Here is a 3,376-nt window from a genome sequence, read left to right on the forward strand (position 1 = left end):
ATCCACTTCAAACTTACCAACATTTGGCACTTCTTTCACAGTTGTACCATTGTCAAATAGTGGAGTCGAATCGGCTGGGAATGGAACAGAGTCATGGCCTGGTGTGAAGGTCACTTTACCTTCTTGGACCTGACCTTGCAGACCCTCTGTCTTATCACCTGAACCAGTTGGAGTCACCTTAGTAAACTCTGGACTATAAGTCGCAGTAACTGGTGTACCATTCTTATCCAAACGTTTGACTGTGACTGGGTCTGGTTTTCCGACAAACTGTTTGTCTGGGGTGAAGGTAACTGTACCATCTGGTGCAATCGTGTAAGTTCCTTGACCTGGAATAGATTTCTCTTTGCTTCCATCTGCGAAGGTTGGCTCGACTGTTTCATCGATTGGAACCAGTGGATCACCACCTTGGAAACTTGGAGTTCCTGTTTGTGGAACACCCTGAGGACCTGTGCTGGTTGCGTTAGTGCTGGTTGGGATTACCTTAGTCACTGTTGGGGTATAAGTCGCAGTAACTTCTGTTCCGTTCTTGTCTACACGTTTCACTGTGACTGGATCTGGGTTTCCGACAAACTGCTTGTCTGGAGTGAAGGTCACTGTACCATCTGGCGCAATAGTGTAAGTTCCTTGACCTGGAATAGATTTCTCTTTGCTGCCATCTGCGAAGGTTGGCTCTACTGTTTCATCAATTGGAACCAGTGGGTCGCCACCTTGGAAGCTTGGAGTTCCTGTTTGCGGAACACCTTGAGGACCTGTGCTGGTTGCGTTAGTGCTGGTTGGGGTTACCTTAGTCACTGTTGGGGTATAAGTCGCAGCAACTGGAGTGCCATTCTTATCCACACGTTTCACTGTAACTGGATCTGGGTTTCCAACAAACTGCTTGTCTGGAGTGAAGGTTACAGTTCCGTCTGGTGCAATCGTGTAGGTTCCTTGACCTGGAATAGATTTCTCTTTGCTTCCATCTTCGAAAGTTGGCTCTACTGTTTCATCGATTGGAACCAGTGGATCGCCACCTTGGAAGGTTGGTGTACCAGTTTGTGGAAGTCCTTGAGGACCTGTACTTGTTGCGGCAGTACCTGTAGGAACAACTTCTTTCACCACCGCTTGGTACTTGACAGTAACAGGAGTTCTGTTGACATCCACTCGAGTCAATTCAAGTTCTGGTGTTTCACCCTTGAACTGCTTGTCTGGGGTGAAGGTCACCTTGCCGTCTGCGTCCACTTCGAACTTACCAACATTTGGCACTTCCTTCACAGCTGTCCCATTGTCAAATAGTGGAGTCGAATCAGCTGGGAATGGAACTGAGTCATGACCTGGGGTGAAGGTCACTTTACCTTCTTGCACTTGACCTTGAAGTCCTTCTGTCTTATCACCTGAACCAGTTGGGGTTACTTTCGTAAACTCTGGACTGTAGGTTGCAGTGACTGGGGTGCCGTTCTTATCCACACGTTTGACTGTGACTGGATCTGGACTACCTACAAACTGCTTGTCTGGAGTGAAAGTTACAGTTCCGTCTGGTGCAATCGTGTAGGTTCCTTGACCTGGAATAGACTTCTCTTTGCTGCCATCTTCGAAGGTTGGCTCAACTGTTTCATCGATTGGAACCAGTGGATCGCCACCTTGGAAGGTTGGAGTTCCTGTTTGTGGAACACCCTGAGGGCCTGTGCTGGTTGCGTTAGTGCTGGTTGGAACTACTTCTTTCACCACCGCTTGGTACTTGACAGTAACAGGAGTTCCGTTGGCATCCACACGAGTCAATTCAAGTTCTGGTGTTTCACCCTTGAACTGTTTGTCTGGAGTGAAGGTTACCTTACCGTCTGCGTCCACTTCGAACTTACCAACATTTGGCACTTCTTTCACAGTTGTACCATTGTCAAATAGTGGAGTTGAATCAGCTGGGAATGGAACAGAGTCATGACCTGGCGTGAAGGTCACTTTACCTTCTTGGACCTGCCCCTGCAAACCTTCTGTCTTATCTCCCGTACCAGTTGGTGTTACTTTCGTAAACTCTGGACTGTAGGTTGCAGTCACTGGGGTACCATTCTTATCCACACGTTTGACTGTGACTGGATCTGGGTTTCCGACAAACTGCTTGTCTGGGGTGAAGGTTACTGTACCATCTGGTGCAATCGTGTAAGTTCCTTGACCTGGAATAGATTTCTCTTTGCTTCCATCTTCGAAGGTTGGATCTACCGTTTCATCGATTGGAACAAGTGGGTCACCACCTTGGAAGCTTGGAGTTCCTGTTTGTGGGACACCTTGAGGACCTGTGCTGGTTGCGTTAGTTCCTGTTGGTGTTACCTTGGTTACTGTTGGGGTATAAGTCGCAGTGACTGGGGTACCGTTCTTATCAACTCGTTTAACTGTTACTGGATCTGGAGTACCAACATACTTCTTATCCGGCGTAAAGGTAATAGATCCATCTGAGTTAATAGTATACACACCTACACCTGGAACTGTTTTCGTTGACTGTCCATCTTCGAAAGTCATTGGTTTCGTATCATCAATTGGAACCAATGGATTACCTTCTGTGAAGGTTGGGGTACCTTTTTGCGGTTGACCTTGGATACCATTTGAAGTGGCGTCCGTTGAAGTTGGGGTTACTTCTTTCACCACCGCTTGGTACTTAACGGTAACTGGAGTTCCGTTAGCATCCACACGAGTCAATTCAAGCTCTGGTGTTTCACCCTTGAACTGTTTATCTGGAGTGAAGGTTACCTTTCCTTCTGCATCCACTTCAAACTTACCAACATTTGGCACTTCTTTCACAGTTGTACCATTGTCAAATAGTGGAGTCGAATCGGCTGGGAATGGAACTGAGTCATGGCCTGGAGTGAAGGTCACTTTACCTTCTTGAACCTGACCTTGAAGTCCTTCTGTCTTATCACCTGAACCTGTTGGTGTTACCTTAGTGAACTCTGGACTGTAAGTCGCAGTAACTTCTGTTCCGTTCTTGTCTACACGTTTCACTGTGACTGGATCTGGGTTTCCGACAAACTGCTTGTCTGGAGTGAAGGTCACTGTACCATCTGGCGCAATAGTGTAAGTTCCTTGACCTGGAATAGATTTCTCTTTGCTGCCATCTGCGAAGGTTGGCTCGACTGTTTCATCGATTGGAACCAGTGGATCACCACCTTGGAAACTTGGAGTTCCTGTTTGTGGAACACCCTGAGGACCTGTGCTGGTTGCGTTAGTGCTGGTTGGGGTTACCTTAGTCACTGTTGGGGTATAAGTCGCAGCAACTGGAGTGCCATTCTTATCCACACGTTTCACTGTAACTGGATCTGGGTTTCCAACAAACTGCTTGTCTGGAGTGAAGGTTACAGTTCCGTCTGGTGCAATCGTGTAGGTTCCTTGACCTGGAATAGATTTCTCTTTG

The 3,376-nt window shown here is 47.3% G+C and carries 1 pseudogene; it reads right to left on the reverse strand.

Features of this window, described 5'->3' with window-relative positions:
- Positions 1-3,376: pseudogene (locus B7714_RS00015) on the reverse strand (YSIRK-type signal peptide-containing protein); the annotation flags it as partial.

The sequence above is a fragment of the Streptococcus oralis subsp. oralis genome, from assembly GCF_002096595.1.
Lineage (GTDB): Bacteria > Bacillota > Bacilli > Lactobacillales > Streptococcaceae > Streptococcus > Streptococcus oralis_D.